This is a genomic window from Noviherbaspirillum pedocola (assembly GCF_016632335.1).
In the GTDB taxonomy this organism is placed as follows: Bacteria; Pseudomonadota; Gammaproteobacteria; order Burkholderiales; family Burkholderiaceae_D; genus Noviherbaspirillum_A; species Noviherbaspirillum_A pedocola.
On sequence record NZ_JAEPBG010000016.1, the window covers coordinates 78,146 to 104,739 of the forward strand.

The following is a 26,594-nucleotide window of genomic DNA, read 5'->3' on the forward strand; positions in this document are numbered from 1 at the left end:
CGGCGATCGAACCAAGGTTCGGGCTTTGCGGGCGATCCTTGCCGCCTTGCCACCACGATCGGCATTTCGACTCCTTACTCAAAGAATTTTTTCGCTCAGCCCTAAACAGTTCGCAGCTTGCTCCGGATAACTTGTGAAAGAGTGCAATGAATGCGCAGCATGCCTGGCCATTCCGGCAGGGTACGCGCGCTGCTTCACCACGTCTGCCCGATGGGCATGGCAAACCGCACCCGCGCGCAGCGGGCCGGTCGCATCCCGTCGAAGTCCCCATGCAAATGAAAGGCAGCCATGGTCGCCATCGTTAGCAGCAATACGCTCGGCATCAATCTCGATCCCTTGTCCACATCGGAAAACGGCAAGCGTCCCGTCGCCACGCCTCAGGGCCGCAATGGCGAGCGCGCCTATGTCAATGTCGCCAACGGCGACCTGGTGCTGCAGGATAGGGATGCGCTGCTGGTCGGCCTCGGCAGCGACATCAGCTCGCTGCGCACCTACAACAGCCAGGGAAGCTTCGACTTCGACAACAACGATGGCTGGCAATCGGCGCCGTACAAGTCGATCACCAGGATCAGCTCCAGGGAACTGGTTCGTACGGATGTCGACGGTTCAAGGCGCAGCTACAAGTCCGACGGCGGCGATTACTACACCGCCGTCAAGGACGACGGCGGCGGCCTCGATCAAATCTTCGAGGACCGCTACGGCAAGCGCTACACCTGGACGGATGCGGCCAGCGGCGTGAAGGAGGTCTACCGGACGGATTCTTCCGGCCTGATCCTGTCCTCCACCGACCCGAGCGGCAACACGCTGACTTATGCCTATGACAGCGAGAACCTGCTGACCTCGGTCACGAATGCCGACGGCGAATCGCTGAACTATTCGTACACGTCCGGGCGGCGCCTGGCGCAGCTCAGCACGACGCTGAAGTCGGGGAAGGTGCTGAACCAGGTCAGCTATGGTTATGACGAGCTGAATCGCCTGAGCGTAGTCAGCGTCGATCTGAATCCGGGCGGCGATCTGCCGGCCGGCAGCACCGCATCGACGCCGTACGTGACGCGCTATGCGTATGACGGCGCCAGCACCCGGGTCGCAGGCGTCACGCAAAGCGACGGCACCAGCCTGGCGTTTACCTATGCGCAAGTCGGCAGCGGCTGGCGCATCGCCAGCATCACCGATGGCGCCGGCGCGATCACCCGCATCTCGCATGACCTCGCGGCGCGCGCCACCACGATCACCGACGCGTTCGGCGTAGCAGCGATGTACCGCTACGACGCTGACGGCCAGCTGATCGGCGTCACCAACGGCATCACCGCGGCCAATCCGGCCGGCACCGGCACAGTCGGCTATGCCTGGAACGCCCATGGCGATCTTGCGTCGGTCACTGACGCCCGTGGCAACAAGACCACGATGTTTTACAGCGAAACTGGCGATCTGCACATGAAGACCGACAGCGTTGGCAACGTCACCTTCTATACCGTTGACGGCGTACACCTGAGGCAAGGGCAGAACGTCATCGACTCCACCATGAGCGTGCATGCGGTGACGCGCTATGTCTACGAAGACGGGAAACGGCGTCTGCTGCGCTACACGGTCAGCCCGGAAGGCAGGGTCACCGAGTTTCGCTACGACGCGCAGGGCAGGCGTACGAGCATGCTTGAATACTCCGACGCCGTGTACAACCTGAAGCTGACCAGCGACTCCACCATGCTTGGCGTTTTCACCATGCAGCAGTGGGCCTTGCAGCAGTGGCACTCCCGCGTTCTGCGCACGGACTACACCTACGACCATCGCGGCCAACTGCAATCGTCCACCGTCTATGGCGCCGTCGACCGCTATAGCGCGGGCGTCGCCGCCACCGGTATGACCACGCGCTATGTCTATGATCACCGCGGCCTGCTGCTGCAGACCATAGGGCCGGACGGCAAGAGCAGCAGCCAGACCATCTACGACGGATTGGGCCGGGCAGTGCTGAGTATCACGGGCACGGCCGACGGCACGCAAGCGATCCGCACCGCGATCCGCTACGACGACGCCAGCCGCGCCAGCACGGTGACGCTGGCCAACGGCTTGCAAACAAGCTCGGTGTTCGACGCCGCCGGCAGACTGGCGAGCCAGACGAACTACGCGCCCAACGGCGAAATCCTCGGCGCGACGCGCAATGTCTATGACGCCGACGGTCGCCTGCTGATGAGCGAAGACGCGAGCGGAAAGCGCAACTGGATGCTGTATGACGCGGCTGGCCGCAAGCGCGCCGACATCGATGGCGCGGGTGGCCTCACCGAATACCTGTACAACGCGAACGACCAGGTCATCGAAACCATACGTTATGCGACCGCGGTGGACGTGCGCCGGCTGGTCGATGCGAATGGCAATCCGCTGACCGCCTATAACGCCAACCCGTTTGCCGCGCCGAACGGCACGAGCGTCGTCACGCTCGATGCGATCCGGCCCGCGCGCGCTGCGCAGGATGCGCGCAGCTGGAACGCTTACGATGCGCTCGGCCGCCTGAGCTGGCAGATCGATGCGCTCGGCTACGTGATTCGGAATGTGTACGACGTTGCATCGCGGCTCAATGGCGTCATCCGCATCGCCACGCCGGTCGACACCGGCATGCTGCAGGACGGCGTCGAGTTTTTCATTCCTTTTGGCAGGGAAACGGCGCCGGTCGGCGCGGTGTCGCTTCGCGCTACTGCCAGCGCAGACGACCGCAGCAGCTATTTCTTCTACGACCGCGACGGCTTGCTCGTGCAATCCATCGATGAAGAAGGCTATACGACGGAAATCCGCTATGACGCCGCGGGCCGGCAAGTAGCACGCATCGCGCATGCGAGCCGTGTTCCGGGTTACGGAACGGTCGATTTCAATTACCGCCTCGCCATGGTGCTGCGGGCTGACTTCCCACGGGCGCTGATGCCGAACGCCACCGATGACGACATCGGTGATTACCGCTACTACAACAACGCAGGCCAGCTCGTCGCCGAAGTCGAAGCCGGATACCTGACCGAAACGCTGTACGACGCCAATGGCAAGGTCGCGCGCACGATCCGGTACGCGAATCCGCCGCGCGCCTGGGTCAGCGTGATTGCTACCCTTGCCGAGCTGCGTCCCGTGGCCAGCCCGCAGGACCGCGTCACCAGCTATACCTGGGATGCGTTCGGCAGGCTCGCCAGCCAGACCAATCCCGAAGGCACGATCACGCGCTATAGCCATGACGCCGTCGGCAACCTGATCGGCACCGTCACCGCGGCCGACACCAGCGAGCAGCGCGGCCTGCTTGCCAGCTACGACCTGCAGGGACGACTGGTCGCCGAGCTCAGCGCCGAGGGCGCGGCGCTGCTGAGCGGCGCGCAAAGCGCGGAGGAAATCGACGCGATCTGGGCCAGTCATGCGATGCGGTATGCCTATGACGCTGCCGGTACCCGCATCAGCGCCACCGACGCCAGCGGCAACCGCAGCGTCTATCTTTACGACGATGCCGCCCGCCTGCGCTTTGCGATCAATGGCGCCGGTGAAATTACCGAAAACCGTTACGACGCGTTCGGCCGCAAGCTGCGCGAAGTCCGCTATGCCGCCAGGCTCGCGCCGGACGACGCGGCAGCGCTGCGCGGTGGCCTGCTTTCCGCGTCGGGCAACCGCGACGCGGCGAAGGTCTTGGCCGCCGCGGAACAGGCGAACGTAGCCGACAACCACGTCACGCAATACGCCTACGACGCTGATGGCCGGCTGGTCACGAGCACCGATGCGACTGGCGCCACCAGCAGCCATGCCTACAACGCTTTCGGTGAACAGATTCGCTCGATACTTCAGGTCGCGCCCGATACGCAAACTACCACGCTGCGCCGCTACGACAAGCGCGGCCTGCTGCTGGCTGAAGTAGCGGATGCCGGCGGCCTGAGCCTGAGCACGGGCAGCGAATACGACGCCTTTGGCCGCGTCGTGCGCACCGTCGATGGCAACGGTAATGTCCATGTCTTCACCTACGACACGCGCGGCCGCGTGGTGCAAAGCACCGATCCATCCGGCGCAATCCGGCTCAGCACGTATGACGCCTTCGATCGCGTGCTGACCCAGACCGATGCGCTCGGCCATGTCACGCGTTACCGCTACGATGATGCCGCGCGCAGCATCGTCGTGACCACGCCGGATGGCGTAAGCGTCACGACGCGGCGCAATCGCCTCGGGCAGACCGACAGCATCACTGACGGCCGCGGCAACACCACCCGTTTTCATTACGACCACGATGGCAGACTGCTGTCCACCGAAACGCCCGCCACGCGCGAGAGCGCCAGCTACGATGCCGACGGGCTTCTGATTGCCAGCGTCGATGCGAACGGCACGCGCACCGTCTATCGCTACGATGCGACGAATCGCCTGCTGAGCCGCACCGTCGATCCTGATGGTCTTGCGCTAACGACGATTTACCGCTACGACGCCTTTAACGACCAGATAGCCGTCACCGCGCCGGATGGTGTCGTCACCCTTACCACCTACGATGCCGACGGCCGTGTGCTGAGCCAAACCGTCGATCCGGCATCGCCTACCAATCCCGGTGGGCTCAATCTCGTCACCCGCTACGCCTGGGATGCTCGCGGCGACTTGCTAAGCGTGATGACGCCGGGAGGCAGCCTGACGCGCTATGTGTACGATGGCGCCGGCCGCCGCTTGCAAACCATCGTCGATCCGTATGGCTTGCACCTCGTCACCAGCCATCGCTATGACACCAATGGCAATGTGATTGCCACCACCGATCCCGATGGCAGGATCCGCCGCCAGGTGTATGACGCCAGCAACCGGCTGATCTACTCCATCGATGCCGCCGGCAATGTCAGCGCCTATCGCTACGACGCCGCCGGCAAAACGACCGCGGTGCTGCGCTATGCGCAGCCCATCGATACCGCGGGCCTGGGCGCGAATCCCGCGCCCGCCGATATCGAAGCGCTGCTGCGTCCGGCGCCGGATGGCGACGCGATCGAAAACCGTGTTTATGACGATGCCGGTCATCTGGTCGCCACCGTCGATGGCGTCGGCGCCGTGGTGGCCTATCGCTATGATGCGAACGGCAATGTCAGCGAACGCATCGCGTATGCGAACCCCATCGATGTGCGGACCTGGACACCAGGCACCATGCCGGCGCCATCCGCCGACCCCGCGCACGATCAGCTCACGCGCACCGTGTATGACGCGCTGAACCGGGTCGTCTATCAATTGACATCGACCGGCGATGGCAGTCAGATCGCCGTCAGTGCCCGGCGCTTCGATGGCAATGGCAATCTCATCGAACGCATCGATTATGCACACGCGATATCGGCGAACACGCCGCCCAGCGAGCAAGCCATTGCCGCCGCGCTGGCACCGCTTGCCGATGCGCGTGTCGATGTCGCCCGTCGTTATCTGTACGACGCGGCAGGACGCATGAGCTGGAGCGCCGATGGCACCGGCGCCGTTACTCGATATGTCTACGATGCGCATGGCCGCCTCGTAAAGCAAATCGCCTTTGCGCAGCGCATTGCCGCCGATGCCCCACCCCCATCCGTCACGCCTGGTGCCGGCGACCGCATCACGCAATTCGCCTACGACGGCGCCGGCCGCCTCGTCTACAGCGTCGATGCGCTCGGCGCCGTCACGCAAACCGTTTATGACGGCAACGGCAATGCCACGAAGCGCATCGCTTACGCGCATCCCTTCGAGCGACCAAGCGCTGCAACGATGCCGCTGATAGCAGCATCGCTCACAGCCATGCTGGTCAGCGACCCATCCGAGGACCGCGTCAGCCACGCCTTCTACGACGGCGCGAACCGGCAAGCCCTCGCGATCGACGCCAGTGGCGCGGTGACCTATACCGCGTTCGACGGCAATGGCAATGCGATCGCGGTCATCGCCTTTGCCAGCGTGATCGATGTCCACGCTTTGCGCAGCGTCCCGACGATTGCTGAGGTCGCAACGCTGTTGCGTCCGCAACCGAACATGGACCGGATCACGCTGCATGCCTATGACGCCGCCAGCCGTGAAATCTACAGCGTGGATGCGCTCGGCTATGTCACGCAGCACGGCTACGATGCGCTCGGCCGCCTGCAATTCACCACGCTGTATGCCACGCCGGCAAGGAACCTGCCCGCTGGCAGCAATGCCGCGGCGATCGCCGCCGCGCTCAGCTCGGATGCGGATGCGGACCGCACGACGCGGCAGTCATTCGATGCCGCCGGTAGGCTGCTGCAACGCACCGATGCGCTCGGCCACGTCGAATCGTGGCGCTACAACGCGCTTGGCGCGAAGCTGTCCTGGACCAACGCCAACGGCGCGACCTGGGATTACGACTACGACGCCGCTGGCCGCCAGGTGCGCGAACTCAGTCCGGAAGTCGAGGTGGGCGCCATCGTCAACCTGGGCGACAGCAACCCGGACGGCAGTCCCTCTCTTGGCGACCTGATCGGCCGTTTCATCGGCGGCGTCCGCCTGCTCGAGCCGCAAGCCAGCACGATCCGCATCGAAACCCGCTACACCTACGATGCGCTCGGCAACCTGATCGAGCGCACCGAAGCGGCTGGCAGCGCCGAGGCGCGCAGCACCCGCTATGAATACGATGCGAGCGGCCGACAGATTCGCACGATTCTTCCGCCAGTCGGCGTCTACGATGAATCCGATCTGACGCATCTGGCGCAGGATGGCGGCGGCTCCGCGGCCCGCGCCGAAACCATGCGCGCTCCCGCAACGCAGGTGGGCTACAACAGCTTCGGCGAAGCGGTGGCCAGTATCGATGCGGCTGGCAATATGAGCGTCAAGGCTTATGACGCGGCAGGCCGCATTGCCTTCGAGGTCGACGCGGCCGGCTATGTCACCGCGTACGGGCGCAATGCCTACGGCGACGTGATAGCGATGACGCGCCATGCCCGTCAGACGCGGCTCAATGCCAGCGTGGCGGATATCCCAGATGCCGCCACCATCGCAGCCGCCGTCGGCAGCGACGAGGGCGACCGCACGATACGCACCGCCTACGACTGCTCCGGCCGTGCCGTGCAGACGACGCAGCCGGCGGTCTGGGTCAACAATGGCCAGGGCGGAGGCTACCTGGCGGCGCCGACGACGCGCATTGCTTACGATGCATTCGGCCAAGTCGTGCAAAGCGCGATTCTGGCCGACGCGTCACAGGGAATGGACGGCGCGTCCTGGGCTATTACTGATAACTTCTACAACCGCCGCGGCGAGCAAATCGCCAGCATCGACGCCCTGGGCTATCTGAGCACGCAAGCCTTCGACGCAGCCGGCAACCTGCTGCAGCGCATCGAGTATGCGCAAGCGCTTCCAGGCTGGGACGGCAATGCGCCAACCGACTTCAGCGCCATCGCAGCGCCGCAGCCGGACCGCAAGGATCGCATCACCAGCTATGCCTACGACCTCGGCAATCGCCGCATCAGCGAAGTGCAGCAGGGGGGCGAATTCAGCACGTTGTGGCCATGGACCCTGTTCGGCACCCAACCCATCGTCACCAGTCAGGAAGGCGACCTGTTAACGACCTATGCCTATGACGCCCTCGGCAACCTCGTCGCCAGCACCGACGCCCTCGGCAAGCGCAGCTACAACTACTACGACGCGCTCGGTCGCGTGAAGGCGGTCGCGCTCCCGGCGGGCGCTGGCAAAACCGCGCTGACCCGCTATCTGCGCGATGCCTTTGGCAACGTGGTAGTTCAGATCGAGGCAAGCAATGGTGCTGATGCCGCCGACATCGCCGGATACCGCTACACCGCCGATCTTGGCAATGACCGTGTGACGATGGCGCGCTATGACAGCCGCGGCAATGCAATCGAAACCATCGACGCGGGCGGCGTAAGCCACTATGCGTCCTTCGATGCACTGGGGCGGCTGGCGAAATCCTGGCAGGGCGTCAGGGGCCGCGTGGCCACGCATGTGCTGTACACCGTGCACCGCTACGATGCGCTTGGCCGTCAGACGGAAGTCATCACACCGCAATCCAATACCCGGCTCAATGGTGACAAGATCGAGGAGCGCGCCGACCGCGAGCTGTCATCGGTGCTGACGGCAATGCGCTATAACGCCTTCGGCGAGATGGTGGCGCGTGGCAGCGCCGACATCGGCAGCGCCGCGCTGTTCCAGGAATTCTTCGACTACGACGGCGCGGGCCGGCTGTGGCGCAGCAATGGCAACGATGGCGTCGTCAAGATATGGCTGTACGACCTGCAGGGCAGGCAAAGCGCCCAGATTGTCAGCGCCGGCAGCGCCTACGGTGGCTTGGGCATTGATCTGCAAAGCATTGCAAGCGCACAGGAGGCGGGCTGGCGCGGCAGCGACGGCCTGCGCCGCAGCGACACGGTGCGCGATCTTCTCGGCCGTGCGGTGCTGCAGATACAGCCGCTGCGACAGGACGTCCTCAATGGCGACGCCTACCGGCCCGCGATCTTCCAGAGCTTCGACCGCTGGGGCAATGTGCTGTCGCAAAGCGATGCGCGCAACAGCGCCTGGCGCACGCTGTATGAATACGATCAAGGCAATCGCCTGATTGCCCAGGTGCAGCCGGATGCGTATGGCGCCATTGGTGGCGGCAGTCCGAGAACTGAATTCTTTTACGATGCCCTCGGACGGCAGCTGGCCGTGCGCGCCGCCAACGACTATGTGAACGGCCAGGTCTGGGATGACGGCGGTCGGCTGGTGCTGGAAATGCATGCCGATGGCGGCCGCGTACGCCATCAGTATGACCTCTTCGGCAACCGCATCACGGATATCGATGCGATGGGTAACGTCACCCGCTACGGCTACGACCGGCAAGGGCATCTGACGCAAATCACCCATGTCGGCGTGGATGTATACGGCGCGGATGAGCGGTACCGGGTCAGCGGCGGCCGTACCGATGTCTCGACCTGGCAATACTGGGACGACGCCGGTCGCATGGTTGGCGAAGTCGACGGCGAAGGCGGCATCACGCAGTATCGCTATGATCTGCGCGGCAACGTGATCGCAACCACCGTGGCGGGCGTCGTCACGGCAACGGCGGCTTTTGACGCGCAGGGCCACAAGATCGCGCAGCGCGATGCGAACGGCAGGCTGTCGACCTGGGACTACGACACCTATGGCCGCCTGCTCTCGCGCACCGACCTCGGCGGCGTCGCGACCTGGTACCGGTACGACCATGCTGGTCAATTGATCCAGCAGGACAGCGGCCGCGGCCAGCGCCTGCGCTATCGCTACGACGCTGCCGGGCAGCAGGTGCAGATCATCGATGACGCCTTGCAGCAGGTGACCGACCGCGCCTACGACGCCGGCGGCAGAACGGTGTGGGAGCGGACGCAGCAGGCGGGCGTGAGCTACCAGGACCAGCGGATGCAGTACGACACGCTGGGCCGGCTGGCGCGGATTGATGCGCAGTCAGGGGTGGCCATGGCCATCGACTATGACGGCGTGGGCAACAAGCGCCATGTGCATGTCGACTACGCCGGGCGTTCACGCGAGATGTGGTACGCGTATGACGCGATGAACCGACAGATCCTGGCCGACGGCGCAGTGGATAGCAATCCGGAGAACCAGGCGAACATCACGGCCGAGCAGGGCCACTTGCTGGCGTACGACCGGAATGGCAACCGTATCCGGGACATTGGGTGGGACACAGCGGTAGTGCCGCTCTACCGGCAGACGAGCGACGAGACCGGCACGCCGGTTGGACCGTATCTGCCCAGCGGGTATGAAGGCGTGAAGGATGCCGTGACGCACTGGTACGCGTACGACGCCATGAACCGGCTGTCGCAGGTATTGGTAGGCGCAATCGCGGTGGAGCAGACTGGAACGACCACGGTGTGGAGCGGCAGCTCGGACTCGGGCGGACCGGTGGCAACCGAAGTGCCGATCATGACGCGGCGGCAATTGGACCGCGACCAGGCGATCGTGCTGGACACGAGGCTGTACGACGGCGCGTCGCGGCTGGTGCAAAGCGGGCCGGCGGGCGCACTGTCGGAATGGTATGTGAGGGCGCTGGCAGGGGACAACGCCTCGCTGCCCGGCGCGGTGACGACGGTAACGCGCTATGACAGCGCGGGCCGCGTGCTGTCGCAGCACACCAGGAATGAAGCGAACGGCAGCGACTCGGAAACGGTCTACCGGCGCTACACGACGACGTACGAAGTCGTGGAGCTGTCAAGCGAGATCAATGAACAGGGACAGCAAGAAACCGTCCTCCTGCAGATACCGCATACGACGTGGGAGGACGGCTACGACGCGGCGGGCAATGTGCTGGGATACCGGACGACGCAGGGCGACATCGTGTCGGACACGACGATAGCGCTGGCGCTGTACGACGGCTACAAGGAAGCGTCGGTGAGCATGGTGATGACCAACACCGACTCGGGCGATCAAACCAGCGGCACGATGGTGGACCGCTATGACGTGAATGGCTACCTGATTGGGGTAGCGGATGCGAACCCGCCGCCGCAAGAGATTCCCAGGCCGAAGAAGGGTATTTGGTTAGACGTTGCAAGGTCGTTGCTGCTCAACCCGCACAACCGCAGCCTGATCAACGACGCCTACGGCCACGTCCTGCAGAAGAAGCAGGAAGACAACGTACAGCAGCAGTTGTTCGTCAACGGCAAGCTCGAAGCGGTGTACGGCCGCGGCACCGATCCGGACAACCAGACCAAGCCCGGCGATAACGGCAAGGCCGCTTCACCGAACTACATCACGCTATCGAACTTCGATCCGGCATACCGGCCGGTGACGAACAACTACCCATCGGCGGGCGTGGGCCAATACGTTGTGCAGGCGGGCGACACGCTGCAGGGCATCGCGCAGAACGCGTATGGCGACAGCGGACTGTGGTACCTGATCGCGCAGGCGAACGGTCTGGCAAGCGACGCCGAGCTGCGGGTGGGGCAGACGCTGAGCATCCCATCGCGGGTGACGGCCGGCGTGCACAACAATGCGCAGACCTTCGCGCCATACGACGCGGCGCGCACGGTGGGCAGCACGGCGCCGAACCTGCCGACGCCGCAGGGAGACGATGGCTGCTCGCTGGAGCAGGTGCTGGTGATCGCGGTGTCAGTGGTAGCGACGATCTGGACGGCAGGGGCCACGGCGGAGCTGCTGGCCGGGGAAACGGTAGGCGAGTTCGGCGCGATGATGGAGCTGGGCGGAAGCGTGCTGCTGGGGAATGCCGGTGTTGCCGGTGCGGCGGCCGTCGGCGTGAGTGGATTGGTTGGCGTGGAAGCGGCGGTGATCGGCGGCGCGGTGGGCTCGCTGGCGGGGCAGGTGTTTGGCAACATCATCGGAGTGCAGGACGGCATCAGCTTGCGCGGGGTGGCATTGGGCGCGCTGAGCGCGGGTGTGGCGACGGGGGTGGGCATGCTGGCGCAAGGCGTGCCGATCCTGGGTGCGACAGGCCCGGGTGCGGCGGGCTGGCTGGGAGCGGCGAGCCGGGCGATGGTAGCCAACGCGGTCACGCAAGGCATAGGCGTGGCGGTGGGCCTGCAACCGAGCTTCAGCTGGACGAGCGTGGCGGCGGCTGCGGCCGGCGCGGGGTTGAGCGCGGCGGTGGGCGAAGGGATGAACACGCTGCTGGAGTATGTGCCGAAGCAGGGCTTCGACCTGGGCAAGAGCCTGATTTCGGGGACGGTATCAGGGTTTGTAGGCGGGATGGCCGCATTGGCGCTGCGCGGCGGTCGGCTGAGCGTGGCGCAGGTGGCGCGAGATGCGTTCGGCAATGCGCTGGGCAACAGCCTGGTGGAAGCAAGCCTGCCGGCGCCGGTGTACGGGAAGACGTTCGAGGAGGATAGGCAAGCGCGGGAGGCGATGAACCCGTTGTTGAAGGCGATGAGGGTCTCGGGGAATGACGCGGGGAGGATGCTTACGGAGCAGGTGTGGCAGGCGAGCATGCCGGGGATCCCCGCGTTGAACGATGGACGAGTGGGTATTCGGCAAGCGTCTGAGACTGGCACGCGGATTCAATCGTATTGGGATACGCATCCAATGCTGTATGCGAGCAACGATGTCGTCGACCCGTTGAATAGCAGGACGATTTTTGACAATGGAGCGTCGCCATCAAAAAGAATCGGCGAACAGACTTTTGAATTCGTCGACTTCATTGATGCAAGTAGCAAAGAATTAGGAATCCCGGAAGTTAAGTATCCGGACGGCACATGGACGGTACCGCAAGACTTCCAAATGCCCAGTAACGACTTCAGCTTGCCAGAGATATTAAACTCTGATGGCTCGTGGTCTCTCCCAAGAGGAGCCAATAATATTGGGAATCCATTTTTAGTAAAAAATGGCCAAATAACCTTTGAGGCGGAAGGAAACGAAATACAAACCAGCCCATACTTTAGTCGAGTAATTCAATGGCCCGGCGGCAACTCTGGGGTCACGTTGGGTCGTGGCTATGACATGAAAGAAAGAACTGAATCTGGTGTCAAGTCTGACCTATTTAATGCAGGTATCGACAAAGAAATGGCAATAAAATTTGCGCAGGGAGCCGGATTGTCAGGGCAAGCTGCAAAAGACTTTGTTGCAACAAATAAACGACTGCTTGGAGAAATAAGCCCAACACAACAAAAAGCATTGTTCGAAATTGCGTATTCTCAAAAAGAACAGTATGCGGAAGGATTTTACGGGAGGGTGACAAAGAGCATGACTGATGCCCCAAGTTGGTCTGAATTAAACCCGATCATACGAGATGTTGCCGTCGATTTCGCATACCAAGGCACGTCCACGTCAGAGTTTCGTGCCATCGCGACGAATAGCAAAGAGAAGATTATATCGTTTATAAAAGAATCGGAGAAATTGATGAAATATGAGGCAAATCGAGGAAGAATAAAATATTTGGAAGCAGGTCAATGATATGAAGATCAGTCGCAATTCTTGCATATTTACCTATGGCTTCTTCTTGATTTTCCTTATCGCCACTATGCATAAGCTTGGATACTGCTTTGAATTTGGGTCGGCGTATGAAGGTGTATATGTGATGCCCGGCAAAGCAACAGTGCTGGATCCAGTTAGCAATAAATACCATATGGTAAAAAATGCCACGGATTGCTTGGTAATGCGAAAGATTTCAGAGTCTGAAGTAAGGGTTTATTTAAGTACTATTCAAGAGCGCGGTTACAGCTGCTACTTAGAAGGGGAGGCACAAGTCGAAAACGGTAAACTTGTAATGCATATTCAAGACGATGAGAAAGATAATAATGGATTTCAAGGTGTATATATTAAATTTAACGGCAAAAAAATTTTTTTTGAGGTGACTCCCGGTGCTGCGTCCAATTTCTGTGGGATTCATGCTTCTTTGCGTGGGCTAGCTTTCGATGTCAAGAAAAAGACCATTCCTTGGAGGAAAAATAATAATGTTTCGGATGAGTTGCTGAGCAAATATTGTCCAAAATGGAATAGGTAATCGTGTAGGGAATGCGAGAGAGATTCTTGCAATATGTTCCTAAAAAAGTGGTATGGGGATCAGGAAATTTAGGATGTTGGAATTTTAAATCAAATCTGGATCGGATTGGAGATTTATATAGTGAGAGAATAGGTCGACAAGCTAGCTTGGTTCATCCAAGGTGGGTTCTAGCGGACACGAAGAATAAGTGCTTCAACTTCAATGGGTACGTCTGAACTGTCTTTTGACAAGTCGTTCACGTCTTCATATCGTGGCAATCCCGAAGCGGCACTTAGCTTTATTCAGTCTGAAACCAATGCGGTTGGCGAAGGCGTTATGGCTGATATCCGAAGTGGAGTCTTGGCTGTACCAAAAGTAGTCAGTGGACTTGAATACAAGAAATTTCTAATTAACAAAACGCGGGCTCGTTATTCGAATCAGACTCCAGGACTTCAATACACTTTTATAGCGAAAATATTCCCATGAATAACATCACTCCTAATACCTTGGGTGAGGCAATAATTTTTGGTCTCAAATTATTAGATGATGATAGCAAACGCGAATTGGCGAAGATTGGTTGGGTAAATCCACACACAAAATATGAGACCGACTTCATTGGGATAGTCGGGGCGGCTCTTGGAATTCTGGATAAAACTAATCAGTCATTATTGCAAGATATTGCGACTAACCATGCAGATTGTTTGCATTTCTTGGATACTGATGGATCACTTGTTGAGCCTGATGCAGCGATCCGTGTGGTATTGAGTGAGATGTCTAAAGTAGTTCTCTTGTAACTTATGCAGACGTATTTGGAAGTGGTTAAGGAGCGTCATCGCTATGCCCGAAAAGTGCTCAAATACGTTTGTCATCGCGAGCTTGAATAGAGAGCAAGGACTACATTGGAGATTGCCATGGAAAGACAGGCCTTTGCCGAGCCAGCTTGGGTTATCCGAAGTAAAACCATCAAGCAATTGATCAAGGAGCTGCAGTCATTTGAGAATCAAGACTTACCCGTTGAAATTTCGGTCGATGATGGAGCAACCCGAAAGCCAATTAGTCTGGTAAAGAAATCCGGGCAGGTCTGTCTGTTGGTTAATAGTGAAACATAACGCCCCATGCCTTGCCAAGATTGCGTGCCGGGCATGATGTAATGGAAAACCACAATGCTGCGTATGTCGAAGCCAAAAATGAAACGAGAACAATTGGAGTCAAGTCTTGCAAGGATAGGTGTTCATCCAAGCAGTTTTTCTTTGGGGAATATTCGTCATAGCGAATGCGTCTGCGCAGTGCCTACGGATGGGCACTGGAAGGTTTTCTATGTTGAGCGTAATAGGCCTCAAGAAATGGCCTCATTTCCGTCCGAAGAAGGTGCATATGACTTCGTGTATGCAACCTTTTGTAGCTGGATGGGAGTACAGGAGTAAAGAACCCGACGATTTTCCCGCGCTTAGAGCGGGTTTTTACCCGCTCGCCCGTAACAGCAGCCGCATCGTGGACATCGGCCCCACCACGACATCGACATAGGCTTCCTAATCACGTTGGAGCAACACGAACCCTACTGTGCAAAGTCCATTCGAGAATAGTGTCATATGCGTCGGCGTTGGCATGGCGAAGCGGCGCAGCAGTACAAAAAGATTGGAATGCTGGTACTTACCAAGGCTCCTGGTTGCCGGAGCCCCAATGGGCTTGGGGTGGGCGTGCTGCTCCGCAGGCAGTTAATGGTTTCTCGACGGACAAATGGGGCCTTGAATTTGACTGGATTAATAAAGGCGCTGGCAACCAGATTTATGTTTCGAATGCGTGAAACATCATTTTTCCCTCTAGCAGGGTGTTGAAATTTACCGCCTTTCACTATCAAGATAATGCTGGTGATGAACATATATATGACTCGTAGACGAATTCGTTCCGAGGAATTCTGAAGGAAGCTAAAAAATCTTAGAAAATCAGGACTTCGCGCACTATCGATAAGGGAATGAAGCGCTATTTAGGAGAGAAATAATGATTCGATCAAATCATGCAATGCGACTCAAATTGCCTGTGCTAATGAGTAACTCAAGGTCAATTGCAAATGCGTTGATGGAATTATTGGAAGATGGTTTTGCTTTATTCGATGGGTGCACGTTCTTAAATTCACTCTTATTGCTTAACAGAAATGCGCGACTCCAAGATTATTCCGATGAAACAGGCTTTGAGTGCTATGTCAACTCCTTCCACATCGAAGACTATATTGAGGGAGGTGGGATAGAGCAATCGCTCTCATTTATTTTCGAGCTCTTTTTGCTGTGGAATAAGGAGCCTCGGTGCAAAGTATTGCGAGCAATGATTTCAAATGACGTATTCGGGACTGTAATCCATTTTCATGTATTTCGTGAGGGTGAATCATGGCTCTCTGAAGATATAGACGAATATGAGGAAGCGATTCTTATTGCCGATTCTACCGATGTGGGCTCGTTATTTAGCGTAACTGGAATGTCTTCGGTCAGTGTGGCTCGATAGCGTAACGCGCCATGGATGGCTTATATGGGCGTCTCATAATACGTAGTCTCTAGAAAAACGCTAATTTTATGAAATTCGTTAACCCTTACATTGGCGCGGCGTTTTTGGAGCTATTTATGTTTTTGGAGCCTGGAGAGAACGCGTCGCTTGCATCAAGGAAGTTGAAAATGTGCTAAATGCGATTGATTTCGCATTACGACAAAATACTTCTTTTAGTGGGTTGCGTAACGAGCATTTCACTTTTCGTATATTTACAAGGAATGAAATGGAACGCTTGCAAGCGCAATCAGATGCACAACATTTTTTATTAAAAAATGGCCTTATTAGATTGGGAGGGAAAAAATGCGAGTGAAGAGTATTCACTGGATATCCGTGGAGGCAAAAGAGGCGGAGGTCGAAATTGCAGATGGGCATTACGCATGTTTGGCATTCTCTCAGCCATGTGGCGTCAACGTTGACGACGAGGTATCCATGCCGCTGCATGTGTTTGACATCAAGAACGCAATGCTCAGCAAGGAGACTGAGTTGGGCGTTTGGAAGACAAGCGAATCTGGTCATGGACGTAGAGTCGTTGCGCGTCTGGTTGATGTAGAGAGGCAGTTACTAGCTGTGGGAGGTATACAGCTGGTCGTAGACAAGCATTTACCAGGAGGTCTAGAAGCAGAGAAAGTTATTGAATTCGAATGTGCTCGGCTTGATCTATGGTGATTTTGATTTTGGAGTAGTCGTGGCAATCGATCGTGCCAAGGATGACGTAAGAGCAGTACTTGAGTCAGGCGCGGAAATTCAGCTGATTGATAGAGGCGACTACTAGATTTATGTGCCAAATGCGCGTAATGACATCTTTCCCTCTGACGTAGTGACTGGCCTGCTCCATGGAGATATCTGTGACGTACGATGCACGACTAATTCCCTGGCTTGAACTGGCTGACGAGTTGGAAGAATTCGACCGTTTCATGCACACCACTGGAGAACGATATTTTCCTGGCGGGCGATCGAGCCGCGGTGTGGAGTTTGATGCTGGCACAACGGCCGCAAAGCGCATGCGCAAGGTCGCGGCAAGCCGGTGGATGTGGTCTGGTTGCAAGCGGGATCAATTCGAGGGCATCGTCGAAATGGAATTACGCACCTTCCGCCGCTGGATATCCGAGTCAGGCGGGGAAAGCTGGTATGAAGAAACCGAAGCGGGCCGAGAAATGCTCGCGCGGATCGCCAATATCGAACGCAAATTCAAGCAGCTCATGGAAACTCGCTAGGGTTCGGATGCAATATGAGCCTTAATCAACGACGCCTACGGCCACGTGCTGCAGAAAACGCAGCAGGACAACGTGCAGCAGCAGTTGTTCGTCAACGGCAAGCTCGAAGCGGTGTACGGCCGCGGCACCGATCCGGACAACCAGACCAAACCCGGCGATAACGGTAAGGCTGCTTCGCCGAACTACATCACGCTATCGAACTTCGACCCGGCATACCGGCCGGTGACGAACAACTACCCATCGGCGGGCGTGGGGCAGTACGCGGTGCAGGCGGGCGACACGCTGCAGGGCATCGCGCAGAACGCCTATGGCGACAGCGGGCTGTGGTACCTGATCGCGCAGGCGAACGGTCTGGCAAGCGACGCCGAGCTGCGCGTGGCGGTGGGCGAAAGGATGAACAAGCTGCTGGACTACGCGCCGAAATAGGGCTTCGATCTGGGCAAGAGCCTGATCTCGGAGACGGTATCGGGCTTTGTAGGCGGGATGGCGGCCAGGCGCTGCGCGGCGGTCGGCTGAGCGCGGCGCAGGTGGCGCGGGATGCGTTCGGCAATGCACTGGGCAACAGCTTTGTGGAAGCAAGCCTGCCGGCGCCGGTGTACGGGAAGACGTTCGAGGAGGATAGGCAGGCCCGGGAAGCGGTGAATCTGTTGTTGAAGGCGATGAGGGTCTCGGGGAATGACGCGGGGAGGATGCTTACGGAGCAGGCGTGGCGGACGAGCATGCCGGGGATCACGGAGGAGCAGTACTTCAGTGCAGCGCCGAGAACAATTGCTGTGATCTGGGTCGGCGTAGAAGCACAGTAAAAATACAGATACTGCGGTGCGTCCCCCGAGCATCCAGTGCTCTCTTCCTTGTTGTGCATGTTCCAAGTCGAAGATGATATTTGACGCAAGGGAACCTTGTCAGCTGACCGGTTTCTCAACCGGCTCTTATGAACAGAGCCTCAGCCATCCCTTTCGCATCGACGCGCCCGTGTCGCCACTATGTAAGCGCGGCATCTTCTCGCATCGAGTTCATTATTTCTTCCTTTACTCCACGATAAAAAGCAGATGCCAGATTTCCCGGACAGAGGAATTCGTATCTCACCATGGACGTGCTCAAGCCTAAGCGCTAAAGAGCGGTGCAACATCCTTCAGCATATGGAGAAGCTCAACGACGGCAGCGCCTGCTTCGTCGAGTGTGATGCGAACGATGCCAGCATTTTCTATCTGCGCAAGCGGACGTTGAAAGACTGGTGGCATGAAAGTCGCGCGCAATTCTGGGCTGAGTTTGGCTTTGTCGAAGAGCTGAACAAATTGAAGGCCGCGAGAGTCGCTGCGATGCATGTGATTGCTTCTGCCCTCGGTGTAAGTCTTGACGACGGATCAAAACAACAGATACGCGAGGCGGCGCACGGAGCCAGCTTCTACCTGCTGGATGTCAGCCGTGTCATTGCGCCTGAAACACTGGATCTGTCGGGAAAGAGCTTTCTGATCAGTGGCTTCGAAACATTCGATGAAGGGCACAAGCTTCGTCGCAAGCATGGACTGGATCGTCTCATGAAGGACGGAAGGCAGCCGTTGCGGGTTGATCGGGTAGCCGATGCGCAGGGCAATGAGCATCTTTATGTCCGTCCCAGATCGATGGAGGAAGCGTTCCAGGAGTTCTGGATGAGCGAGAGCGAACGGCGAACCATTGAAGACGAGGCTCGAAAGGCAATCAAAAGCGCATTCAAACCCTATCTGGACGAGCTCAAGGGAACAAGTGCAGCATCGGGCCGGGGTCAGGGAGTGCGGCCAAACAAGGCGAGCGCAAGACAACAGGCTACCGATGCATATAACGTCCGTGCATCGGTAGAAGGACTCAAGAGGGCCGTTTCAGCGGATCGACGAAAAGTGTCCCGGGTGAATCTGCGTGAAGTCATCGACAAAGACAACGTTGCTGAATTTCTTGTATCGCTCGAGGCGCTTCTCCATAGCTCTTCAGAGCCTTTGCGGCTCAAGGATGAAGAAGACGAACATGGTAATCAGGCCCTATATCTGCAGGAGCGTAGCCCGGACGAGCGCATTAAGGAGATGACCTTCGGGCTGATATTGCAACGGCAATTGTCCGACATGAAGCGAGACACGGCGTGCATGATTGAAAACAAGCTTAGCGAAGTCATTGGGCTTCTTCAAAAGGGAATTGCGCCATCTAGTAATCCGCTAGGCATTCATCTCAAAGGTGTAGAGGGATTGCTCAGCCGCTTGCGTGCAAGGGGGTGGGAGAGCGAAAAGGTGGGAGAAGCATCCAGCTTGTTGCCCAATTCGATAAGGAAGTCCGGAGCTTCGTCAGGTTCGCGTCTGGATGTCCACGCCTCGCATGGCGTAAGGCATGCGAGGCTAGTTGGGTGTTCAGTGGTTGCAGCTCATCCGCTGAGTTTTGCGGCGAATAACATCATTGTTCCGCTGGACGAGATAAGAACCATGCTTACTTACGGAGATGCAGTATTAGAGGAAGGCCAAGCTGTTGCCCTGAAGGCTGCAAAGGAGCATGCGGAGCAAATGAGCGAGTTGGAGGAAAAATCGAGAGTGAGCGAAGTCGATCAGAACACGCTGCAAGGAAATTCCGCTCGAACGCAGGCAAAGGTAAAGCCAAAAACAGAAGCAAAAGCGCAAGGACAGCCAGGCGGTGTGCCCTTTCCGCAGGATGTGCGGAGCATTCGGCATACGCCTAACCTATTGCTGGTGCCTTCTCTGGGCGCGCTGCCTGATAAGGAAACTTGCGAATCGTACTGGCACGCCTACTATTCCGCACTGTTGAACACTTCACTGAAAAACTCTTCATTGCCGTGCGATCCTCCGCCGGGCACTCTGAAGGGAACGGTTGTGATTGCTCCACAGCCAGAGCAAGGGCCGAATCGTTATTCCGAAGCGAACTTGCGCGGCCTCGTGAGGGCATGTCGGGAGCGTTCTTCGGTGGAATACGCGAAACAGCATGACACTGAACTGCTTGCGATAACGATTGCGCATCCTGACGAGGATGTTACTGAACGGATCAGCAGACTTCTGGATTCCAACTGCATTTCTCACAAAATCAGGGAAAGCACCGCAGCAAGTGACCCTGCAGCAGGAAAGCAAGAACAAGCAATGGTTGTCCGTACTGAAAAGAAAATCGAGCGATTCGAGTTCGAAAGCGAAGACGATACTTTCTGCTATGAACTGGCGCAACATTTAGCATGTCCCACGATCTTAGCGTCGCCGGTGAAAATACTGACCTTACCAGGGACTGAAAAGCATAAGGATGACGACGAGATTGGCCCAGGTTATCGATTGGATTCGTTTTAAGTTGTCCGGCTTTGACTTCATGATCCTGCGCGCAGGCATGCCTTGCCTCTGCATTCCGTTGACTCAGTGCAGAGCCATACTCCTGGCCATCATCATCATCGCGATAACGCAAAAGATTCCTGCGTTCCGTCCATGCGACTGTTTCTGATGTCGCCGGCCTGATGCCTGCGATGCAGTACGCAACAAATGAACGTCGCGGAAGTCGGTTCGTCGGCTTCATGCGCATGTGCCGTGCATCTCCGGCGCGATGCCGCGAAGGACGACGCGTTGCGTATCACGGCTCGAGACTTTATGGTTTCCCTTGGGGGCGGCATAGATACGGCGTCATGAACATGCGTTGAAATAAGGCTTCGCTAAGCCATGGAAACCATGCAAGCCGCTTGCGCGTCCAAGTCCGGGACTTCTCACGCATGGAAAGGCGTAGACCGGATTTGGATAACGACAGGCAATCTTCGCAACCGCCACTAACGCCGCGGTCCTGGCGCACGCGGCTGGCCTCGGGCCTTTCTGTGCTGCTGCGACTGGCACGTTTCTTCTGGCGCTGGCTCGCCGCCCGCGGCGCCGCAGTGCTCGACCGCAAGGCGCCCCGCCGCGCACGCATGCTTGCATTGGCGCGGCTTGTTGGCGGCTTCGCCGGCGCCGGCATCGTGCTGCTCGCGATCTGGACCCTGATTCAGATCCCGCTCACGCCCGGCATCGCCGACCTGAAGAAAGCCAAGCGCGAACATCCGAGCGTGCTGGTCTCGGTCGACGGCCAGACCTTGGCCAGCTACAAGCGCTTCCATCGCGAATGGGTGCCGCTGGAGCGGATCTCGCCGGATGTGGTCAATGCGCTGGTGGCGACCGAGGACCGGCGCTTCTATCAGCATCACGGCATCGATTTTCATCGCCTGGCCGGTGCCGCGCTGCGCACGCTTGCCGGGCGCATCGAAGGCGGCTCCACCATCACCCAGCAGCTGGCGCGCAATCTCTACCCTGAGGAAATCGGCCGCAAGCGTTCGATCAACCGCAAGATCCGGGAAACCATCACGGCCCTGAAGATCGAGCATGCGTACACCAAGCGCGAGATCCTCGAAACCTATCTGAACACGGTGCCCTTCCTGTACAACGCCTATGGCATCGAAATGGCCGCGCGTACCTATTTCGACAAGCCGGCCGCGAAGCTGACGCTGCTCGAATCGGCCACGCTGATTGGCATGCTCAAGGGCGCCAGCTATTACAACCCGGTGTTCAATCCTGAGCGATCGCGCTCGCGGCGCAACGTGGTGCTGGCGCAGATGAGCAAGGCCGGCAAGCTTGCACCGAACCGGCTTGCCGCCTTGCAGGCGCAGCCGCTGGGCCTGGACTTTGAGCGGCAGCTGGAAGCGCGCGGCCCGGCGCCGCATTTCGCCGAATTCCTGCGGCGCTGGCTGATCGACTGGGCGGACCGCCATGACTACAACATCTATGCCGACGGCCTGAAGATCTACACCACCATCGACTCGCGCCTGCAGGCGGCGGCGAATGCGGCGGTCAAGCGCCAGGCCGATGCGCTGCAGGCGGTGGCCGATGTCGAATGGGCGCAGCCGGGACAGTCGCTGCTGTCGACATCCACCGCGGCCTATGCGGCGATGCGGCCACGCGTGACGCCGTTCGCGCATTTCTGGCGCGCGCATCCGGAGTTGCTCGACGCCTTCGTGCGCGAGTCATCGGCGTATCGCAATGCGGTTGCTGGCGGCGCCGATGCGAGCGCCACGCTGGCGCGCCTGAAGTCGGACACGGATTTCCTCGCCAAGCTGAAGTCGGACAAGACGCGGCTGGAAGCCGGCATGGTGGCGATCGACCCGGACAGCGGCGATGTGAAAGCCTGGGTCGGCAGCCGCGATTTCGACCTCGACCAGTACGATCACGTCGCGCGCGCGCAGCGCCAGCCGGGCTCGACCTTCAAGCCTTTCGTCTATGGCGCGGCGCTGGAAGCGGGCATTCCGCCGGATCGCAAGTATCCGGACCGGGTGAAGGAATACCGCCTGCCCGACGGCGGCACCTGGCAGCCACGCGACATCGGCCCGGCCAGCGGCAGGATGATGAGCATGGCCGAGGGCCTGGCGCAGTCGAAGAACACCATCACGGCGCAGGTGATGGAAGCAGTCGGGCCGGCGAAAGCGGCGGACTTCGCGCGCCGCGCCGGCGTGCGCCAGAGCCGGCTCGAGGCGGTGCCGGCGCTGGCCCTGGGCACAAGCCCGGTGACCTTGCTGGAGATGGCTTCCAGCTATGCCACCATCGCCGCCGGCGGCATCTACCGCGCGCCGCTGATGTTGACGCGCATCGAGGATGCCCAGGGCCGGGTGTTGGTGGAATTCTCCAGCCGCTCGCGCCGCGAATTACCACGCGGGGCCAGCGAGGAGCTGATTGCGATGCTGCGCGGCGCGATCGACCATGGCACCGGGCAGGCCATACGCAGCAGCTTCGGCATACGCGCCGACGTCGCCGGCAAGACCGGCACCACCCAGGACAATACCGACGGCTGGTTCATGCTGATGCATCCGCGCCTGGTCACGGGCAGCTGGGTTGGCTTCGACGATGCCCGGGTGACGATGCGCAGCGATTACTGGGGGCAGGGCAGCCACAATGCGCTGCTCCTGGTTGGCGACTTCTTCCGTGGGGCGGCGAACCGGCGCCTGATCGACGTCGCCGCGCGCTTTCCGGGCGAGCGCGCTTCCTGGTTCGGCGCGGGCCTGCTGGATTGGCTGGATCGCATGCTGCATGGTCATGGCGACGGCGGCGGGCATGGCACGCCACTGGATGCGCTGGCGGATGGCATACGCACCGTGCGCGAGAGCATCGAGCGGGTGCAGCGGGAATGGGAGGCGCTGCAGCGCCTGCTCGACCGGATACGCGGCGTATTTTCCTGAACGCCTACTGGGTCGGCTTGCGCGGCGGCGCGCCGGCGGCGGCGGCTGTTGCGGCATCGCGCCGTGGTGGCGCGGCGGGCGGCGCCTTGTGCGGCGGCTGCGTGTCTTGCGGCGAGTTGCCATGCGGCGCATTGTCCACGTGCGTGACCCGGTCTCGGCTTGGCCGCGAGCGGTCGGCGCTACGTTCGCGCGACTGGTCGGCTTCGAAATCGTCCGGGCTGAAGGCTTGCGGCGCAGAATCGTAGCCGCTGAAGCTGCCGGCCGTGGACGAACCGACCACCAGCGCCGCCATGATCATCAGCGCAGCACGGCACAGGCCATGCGTCAGGGTGTTGGTGGCGAACGGGCGCCGGCGTGGCGTCGCCGCCTGCAGACAGGCACGCGCTTGCAAAGCGCAAAAGCTTGCAACGGAAACGTCGCAAGCAGTGGAGAGACTGCAACCGCAGGATCCTGCCAGGCGGATCCCGGAGCAGTGGACCGGGAGTGTGGGCATGGTCATTACTATAACGCATGGCTCCTCAGTGCATAGGCCGTATTGCTCGGATGATGATCGCCCTCGTGTCGAAAGCGTTTCACATCGTGATCACTGCGCGCTTCGTGCCGCGCCTGCCACAGTCGGCAAACGTTTGATGTTCGTCGGAAACAGCTGCGAGAAACCAGCCGGCAGGAACGCAAACCGGCACAATGTCGAGTCCACCCGCCCGGGGATGCCTATGCAAACCGGGCCTGCGTTGAAAGGAAGCCATGGCATATACCGAAATCAGCATGCGGCTCCTCACCGCGGTCCTGATGGGCTGCATCCTCGGGCTGGACCGCAATCTGCACGGCAAACCGACCGGCGTGAAGACCCTGGGCCTGGTTGCGCTCGGCTCGGCGCTGGTCACGATCGCGGTCGACGTTCCCGGCGCGGCAAACTCCAGCCACGATGTCAATGCGTTATCGCGCGTGATTCAGGGCGTGCTCACCGGCATTGGCTTTCTCGGCGCGGGCGTGATCGTGCGCGGGGCGAGCGACCACAGCGTAAAGGGATTGACCACCGCTGCCTCGATCTGGGTGACCTCGGCCATCGGCGTGGTATGCGGCATTGGCGCCTGGCCGGTGGCACTGATTGCGATGGGCATCATGATGGTGCTGCTGCTCGTCGGCCATCCGCTGGAGCGCTATCTGCACCGCGTCTGGCTCGGCAAGAGCGCGGAAGAACGCAAGGACGATATGCGCCATGACGCCTGAGGCCCGCGCAGCATGATGAAGCATCGCCACCTGAAGATGGTGATCTCGGCGCTGTCGGGCTTTTGCGTGCTGACCATGGCAGCGCTGCTGTTCGTGGTGCTGTTCGAGCCGGGTCTGGCCTACCGCACCGTGACGCCGCTGCCGCCGGCGCGCGACGCGTCGTTCACCTCCGCCCTGGCGCACGCAGTGGGCGAGGCGATCGTGCAGCCGCTTGAGACGACCGTGTTCCCGGACGGCGAACGCTTCTATCCGGCAGAACTCGAGGCGATACGCAATGCGAAGACCTCGATCGAACTCGAAGCCTTCATCTTCCACAAGACCGCAGTCGGCGAACGCTTCCTCAACGAGCTGACGGCGCGTGCTCGCGCGGGCGTTGCGGTGCGGGTCGTGGTGGATGCGGTCGGCAGCCTGCCCACGCCGGACAGCTTCTTCGACCGTTTGCGCGCTGCCGGCGGACAGGTGGTCTGGTATCAGCCGTTTCGCTGGTACACGCTCAAGCACTGGAACAACCGTACCCATCGCGAGCTGCTCATCGTCGACGGCGATACCGCATTCATCGGCGGCGCCGGCATCAGTTCGCACTGGGATGGCGGCACCGCTGGCCTGCCGCCGTGGCGAGATTTGATGATGCGCGTGCGCGGCGCGCCGGCGCGCGCGCTGCAGAGCGTGTTCTTCCAGGGCTGGCTTGAAGCCAGCGGCGACATCCTGGTCAGTCCGGGCATGCCACGAAACGAGGCCGATGCGCCGGGTCCATCGGCGGCTGCGGATCCGCCCGATGCCGCCGATCCGGCGGACGGGCATGGGCAAGCGCTCATCATCGGCAGCAATCCGACCGGAGGCCGCGCCACCCGCGCGCGCGTGATGTACCAGTTGATAGTCGATGCGGCGCGCAGCGACATCCTGATCGATACACCCTACTTCGTGCCGGACCGTTCGATGCGGCGCGCGCTGCTGCGCGCGGTGGCGCGCGGCGTGCGTGTGACGGTGATCACGCCGGGCCGGCACAACAACCATCCAATCGCGCGCATCGCCAGTCGCCGGCATTACGGCGAACTGATCGCCGGCGGCGTGCAAATTTACGAATACCAGCCCGGCATGATCCACACCAAGCTGTTCATCGCCGATGGCCTGTGGTCCATCGTCGGCTCCACCAACTTTGACAACCGTTCGCTGGGCTTGAACAACGAAGTCAACCTGGCGCTGCGCGATGCCGAGGTCGCGCGCACGCTGGCAAACATCGCGACCGACTATCTCGCGCAGAGCCAGCGCATCAGCCTGGAAGCCTGGGCGGCGCGGCCATGGAGCGAGCGCTTGCTCGCATCCATCGGCAGCGTGCTGGAACGGCAGGAATGAAAAAGCGCCGCGATGCAGCCGGCGCTCGTGAGGATCATGCTTACTTCGGCATCAGCACGGTGTCGATCACATTGATCACGCCGTTGGATTGCATCACATCGTAGGTGCTGATGTCGGCGTGATGGCCGCCGGAATCCGCCACCACGATGTTGTGCGGTCCGTTCATCATGAAGCTCAGCATGTCGCCTTCTGCGGTTTTCAGCTCGGCTTTGCCATTGCCCTTCATGATGGCTTCATGCAGCGCATTGAAGTCGTATTTGCCCGGCACCACGTGATAGGTCAGCACCTTGGTCAAGGTGGCTTTGTTTTCCGGCTTGACCAGGTTGTCTACGGTGCCGGCCGGCAGCTTGTTGAACGCGGCATTGGTCGGCGCGAAAACGGTGAACGGACCTTTGCCCTTGAGCGTGTCGACCAGGCCGGCGGCCTTCACTGCGGCCACCAGCGTGGTGTGGTCGGCCGAGTTCACCGCGTTGTCGACGATGTCCTTGGTCGGATACATGCTCTGTCCTCCAACCATCACCGTATCGGCGGCGTAGGCGGAGGTGCTGGCGAGGCCGGCGCAAAGGGTCAAGGCGGCGAATGCGGTGGCAAGTTTTTTCATGGTCTTCTCCTTAGAGGTTGTTTGCGGTTGCATGGGCTTATACGCGGGCATTTCGTAAATGGATTCAGTTGCCAGAGCCTTTGCCGATGATGCGGTCCGGCGCGCGCG

Annotated in this window: 15 protein-coding genes; 13 read left to right on the plus strand and 2 right to left on the minus strand. The window is 59.8% G+C overall.

Translation table 11 applies throughout. The features are described from left to right. Positions 1-288 precede the first annotated feature (288 nt). The 11 genes from JJB74_RS25665 (at position 289) to JJB74_RS25715 (ending at position 23,302) form a co-directional block, all read left to right on the plus strand. On the plus strand, positions 289-12,825 hold the full coding sequence (locus JJB74_RS25665; RefSeq protein ID WP_200596889.1) for a LysM peptidoglycan-binding domain-containing protein: 12,537 nt from the start codon (positions 289-291) through the stop codon (positions 12,823-12,825). Between the two features lies 1 nt (position 12,826). Further along, on the plus strand, positions 12,827-13,375 hold the full coding sequence (locus tag JJB74_RS25670) for a hypothetical protein (protein WP_200596891.1): 549 nt from the start codon (positions 12,827-12,829) through the stop codon (positions 13,373-13,375). 461 nt (positions 13,376-13,836) lie between these two features. Further along, positions 13,837-14,148 carry a hypothetical protein gene (locus tag JJB74_RS25675; RefSeq protein WP_200596892.1) on the plus strand — a complete coding sequence of 104 codons (312 nt, stop codon included), beginning with the start codon at positions 13,837-13,839 and terminating at the stop codon, positions 14,146-14,148. Between the two features lie 117 nt (positions 14,149-14,265). Continuing rightward, complete coding sequence (locus tag JJB74_RS25680) at positions 14,266-14,463, plus strand: hypothetical protein (protein ID WP_200596894.1); 198 nt, start codon at positions 14,266-14,268, stop codon at positions 14,461-14,463. Positions 14,464-15,352: 889 nt separating this feature from the next. Continuing rightward, positions 15,353-15,850 (plus strand): hypothetical protein, encoded by a 498-nt coding sequence (locus JJB74_RS25685; protein WP_200596896.1) that lies wholly within the window; start codon positions 15,353-15,355, stop codon positions 15,848-15,850. A 348-nt stretch (positions 15,851-16,198) separates the two neighbouring features. Continuing rightward, positions 16,199-16,558: a hypothetical protein gene (locus JJB74_RS25690; RefSeq protein ID WP_200596897.1), complete on the plus strand. Its 360-nt coding sequence runs from the start codon at positions 16,199-16,201 to the stop codon at positions 16,556-16,558. Between the two features lie 179 nt (positions 16,559-16,737). Continuing rightward, positions 16,738-17,106, plus strand: a complete 369-nt coding sequence (locus JJB74_RS25695) for a hypothetical protein (protein WP_200596898.1) — start codon at positions 16,738-16,740, stop codon at positions 17,104-17,106. Positions 17,107-17,151: 45 nt separating this feature from the next. Further along, positions 17,152-17,532, plus strand: coding sequence for a LysM peptidoglycan-binding domain-containing protein (locus JJB74_RS25700; RefSeq protein WP_200596900.1), 381 nt, complete (start codon positions 17,152-17,154; stop codon positions 17,530-17,532). Between the two features lie 143 nt (positions 17,533-17,675). After that, positions 17,676-17,909 (plus strand): hypothetical protein, encoded by a 234-nt coding sequence (locus JJB74_RS25705; protein ID WP_200596902.1) that lies wholly within the window; start codon positions 17,676-17,678, stop codon positions 17,907-17,909. A gap of 336 nt (positions 17,910-18,245) precedes the next feature. Next, a complete protein-coding gene (locus JJB74_RS25710; RefSeq protein WP_200596904.1) occupies positions 18,246-20,411 on the plus strand; it encodes a hypothetical protein in 2,166 nt (721 codons plus the stop codon). Between the two features lie 410 nt (positions 20,412-20,821). Further along, positions 20,822-23,302: a penicillin-binding protein 1A gene (locus JJB74_RS25715; RefSeq protein WP_325170176.1), complete on the plus strand. Its 2,481-nt coding sequence runs from the start codon at positions 20,822-20,824 to the stop codon at positions 23,300-23,302. Between the two features lie 4 nt (positions 23,303-23,306). On the opposite strand, the gene JJB74_RS25720 is transcribed toward JJB74_RS25715, so the two are convergent. Further along, entirely contained in the window at positions 23,307-23,693 is a 387-nt protein-coding gene (locus tag JJB74_RS25720; RefSeq protein WP_200596906.1) for a hypothetical protein, read from the minus strand. Positions 23,694-24,046: 353 nt separating this feature from the next. Between JJB74_RS25720 and JJB74_RS25725 the strand changes: the two genes are divergently transcribed. Then, complete coding sequence (locus JJB74_RS25725; protein WP_200596907.1) at positions 24,047-24,532, plus strand: MgtC/SapB family protein; 486 nt, start codon at positions 24,047-24,049, stop codon at positions 24,530-24,532. 12 nt (positions 24,533-24,544) lie between these two features. Then, positions 24,545-25,885 carry a phospholipase D-like domain-containing protein gene (locus JJB74_RS25730; protein ID WP_200596908.1) on the plus strand — a complete coding sequence of 447 codons (1,341 nt, stop codon included), beginning with the start codon at positions 24,545-24,547 and terminating at the stop codon, positions 25,883-25,885. A 40-nt stretch (positions 25,886-25,925) separates the two neighbouring features. Here the strand turns inward: JJB74_RS25730 and JJB74_RS25735 are convergent, their stop codons facing one another. Further along, positions 25,926-26,486, minus strand: coding sequence for a fasciclin domain-containing protein (locus JJB74_RS25735; protein WP_200596910.1), 561 nt, complete (start codon positions 26,484-26,486; stop codon positions 25,926-25,928). Positions 26,487-26,594: the final 108 nt, after the last annotated feature.

Bases quoted from the DNA above. Each gene is read 5' to 3' on its own strand.
- JJB74_RS25675 (WP_200596892.1), top strand. From the start codon at position 13,837: ATGAATAACATCACTCCTAATACCTTGGGTGAGGCAATAATTTTTGGT.
- JJB74_RS25665 (WP_200596889.1), top strand. From the start codon at position 289: ATGGTCGCCATCGTTAGCAGCAATACGCTCGGCATCAATCTCGATCCC.
- JJB74_RS25710 (WP_200596904.1), top strand. From the start codon at position 18,246: ATGGAGAAGCTCAACGACGGCAGCGCCTGCTTCGTCGAGTGTGATGCG.
- JJB74_RS25735 (WP_200596910.1), bottom strand. From the start codon at position 26,486: ATGAAAAAACTTGCCACCGCATTCGCCGCCTTGACCCTTTGCGCCGGC.
- JJB74_RS25680 (WP_200596894.1), top strand. From the start codon at position 14,266: ATGGAAAGACAGGCCTTTGCCGAGCCAGCTTGGGTTATCCGAAGTAAA.
- JJB74_RS25730 (WP_200596908.1), top strand. From the start codon at position 24,545: ATGATGAAGCATCGCCACCTGAAGATGGTGATCTCGGCGCTGTCGGGC.
- JJB74_RS25715 (WP_325170176.1), top strand. From the start codon at position 20,822: ATGGAAAGGCGTAGACCGGATTTGGATAACGACAGGCAATCTTCGCAA.
- JJB74_RS25685 (WP_200596896.1), top strand. From the start codon at position 15,353: ATGATTCGATCAAATCATGCAATGCGACTCAAATTGCCTGTGCTAATG.
- JJB74_RS25725 (WP_200596907.1), top strand. From the start codon at position 24,047: ATGGCATATACCGAAATCAGCATGCGGCTCCTCACCGCGGTCCTGATG.
- JJB74_RS25670 (WP_200596891.1), top strand. From the start codon at position 12,827: ATGAAGATCAGTCGCAATTCTTGCATATTTACCTATGGCTTCTTCTTG.